At 69.6% G+C, this 1,910-nt stretch carries 3 protein-coding genes; all 3 read right to left on the bottom strand.

All coding sequences use genetic code 11. The features are described 5' to 3' along the window. Positions 1 to 120 precede the first annotated feature (120 nt). On the bottom strand, positions 121 to 561 hold the full coding sequence (locus AB0C36_RS43040; protein WP_358365251.1) for an SRPBCC family protein: 441 nt from the start codon (positions 559 to 561) through the stop codon (positions 121 to 123). A 102-nt stretch (positions 562 to 663) separates the two neighbouring features. Then, on the bottom strand, positions 664 to 1,002 hold the full coding sequence (locus tag AB0C36_RS43035; protein WP_358365248.1) for an ArsR/SmtB family transcription factor: 339 nt from the start codon (positions 1,000 to 1,002) through the stop codon (positions 664 to 666). After that, positions 999 to 1,463 carry an SRPBCC domain-containing protein gene (locus AB0C36_RS43030; RefSeq protein ID WP_358365245.1) on the bottom strand — a complete coding sequence of 155 codons (465 nt, stop codon included), beginning with the start codon at positions 1,461 to 1,463 and terminating at the stop codon, positions 999 to 1,001. Before AB0C36_RS43030 ends, AB0C36_RS43035 begins: the two co-directional genes overlap by 4 nt. Between the last annotated feature and the right edge of the window lie 447 nt (positions 1,464 to 1,910).

Here is a 1,910-nt window from a genome sequence, read left to right as displayed (position 1 = left end):
GAATATTGGTTACTTGGTTTTGGGTGTTCTTATGTGTGCTCTTCCGTTTGGCCGGGGGGGGGCGCGGGTACAACCCGATGTGGCCGGCAACGCGGTGAGCGTTGCCGGCCACAGGACGGGTCAGTGCCAGTTGCTGATCATCACGTCGTTGGGGGAGGGCTCGCCCTTGCCGGTCTCGACGAGGCGCTTGAGGCTCATCAGGTAGATGGCCCACTTGGTGCTGCAGTGGTGCATGAACTCCGCCTGCTTCTCCCAGCCTTCATGCTTGAACAGCACGATGGTGAAGTCGTCCTCCCGCTTGAGGTCGAAGCGGACGCGGGTGCCGATCCACTCCTCGGGGCCGTCGGCGACCTCCCAGAGCACGTGGTCGGCGCGCTGGGACTCCAGGACTTTCATGTCGAAGCCGCCGGGTATGAAGCGGAATTGCACGACTCCGCCGATGTCGGTGCTGCCCTCCGTCTCCTCCGTCCACCAGCCGGCCAGCCCGTCGATCGTGGTCAGGGCGTCGTACACGGCGTCGGGGGACGCGGTGACGCCGATCCTGTGCAGGATGTCAGCCATTTCAATACCTCGCTTGTCGTGTGGGCGCCCGTTCGCAGGCGCGGTCCACCGGCGCGGCCGCGGGAGTGCGGCGACGCTCGTACGTGCGTGTGCGGGGAGAGGTCAGGCCTCTCGGTCCCGTTGGATGGCCTCGGCGATCCGCTTGATGCGCCGCAGTCGGGCGTCCCAGGCGGCACCGACCGAGGACAACTGGGCGACGGCCCGGGCGAGTTGAGCCTCGTCCACCTCGTAGCGGCGTTCGCGTCCGGACGGTGTGTCGTGGACCAGCCCGACGCGGCCCAGGACGCCCAGGTGCTTCGCCACCGCCTGCCGGGTGACCGGCAGTTGCTCGCTCAGCGTGGTCGCCGTGCCGCCACCTCCGGCCAGCAGGAGGTCGAGCATCTGCCGACGGATCGGGTCGCCGACCGCGGACCAGAGTTCGTCGTCGATTGCCGCGCTCATCGCACCGACGCCTGTTTGGCGGCGTACGCGACGAGTCGGGGCAGGAAGTGATCCCAGCCGGTGACGTGGTCGCGGTACTGCTCCTCCAGTACGGCCGCCTCCCAGCCCTTCTCGCGGAACCCCTCCTCGGTGAACCGCACCAGCGTGCCGCCGTCCGACGGGATCAGGTCGAAGGTGACCAGAAGCGAGTTGGTCGGCGTCGCGGCGTCGGCCTCGTCGTAGACCCAGCGGAAGGAGAACCGGCGGGGCGGGTCCGCTTCGACGACGGTGAGCGGTGCCACGTGCGGGTTCGCCGTCTGTGCGGTGCCGAACGTGATGACGCCGGTGCCGCCGGGCGCGGGGTCGAGCTCCGCCTCGTCCGGCCACCACTCCCGCAGGTGCTCCGGGGTGCTGATCACCTCGTAGACCACGTCGGGTGCGGCCTCGATGCGCAGTTCCCGGGCGATGCTCCCGTACTCCATGGCACTCCTCGCGTCTTGCAACCTTTGGTTGCACATGACTCTACGTCGGGAGCCACAGATGTGCAACCTTAGGTTGCGCGAGAGAAGAAGGGGGCTCTTGCCGTGCGCGGGGCGAGGAACCGAGGCGGGGGCGGCAGGGAAGGAAAGGCGCGGGCGCGGGCAGGGCCGAGGGCGGAAACAGCGGCGAGATGCGGTGGGCGCCGACGGGGCGGGTGCGTGTGGCCGAGCGGGGTGAGGTAGGGCGTGGAGCGGGGGGAGAGCGGCCCGAGGGCAGGCGCGGCAGTCGACGGGAGAGGGGAGGCCCCGCGGTCGTCGGCGGGGGTGGTGGGCCGGCGGGGCGCGCTGATTCAGCGCCTAGGGAGTGTCTTCAAATTCGCGTCGGATAGCCCGCGGGCCGTGGTGCGTGCGCTCGCAAGGCGCGGGCCGCAGCTCGGCCTGGGTTTGGCC

The sequence above is a fragment of the Streptodolium elevatio genome (genome assembly GCF_040649515.1).
Classification (GTDB): domain Bacteria; phylum Actinomycetota; class Actinomycetes; order Streptomycetales; family Streptomycetaceae; genus Yinghuangia; species Yinghuangia elevatio.
Note: the sequence above shows the minus strand (reverse complement) of the source record. Positions and strands in the feature narration are given on the sequence as shown.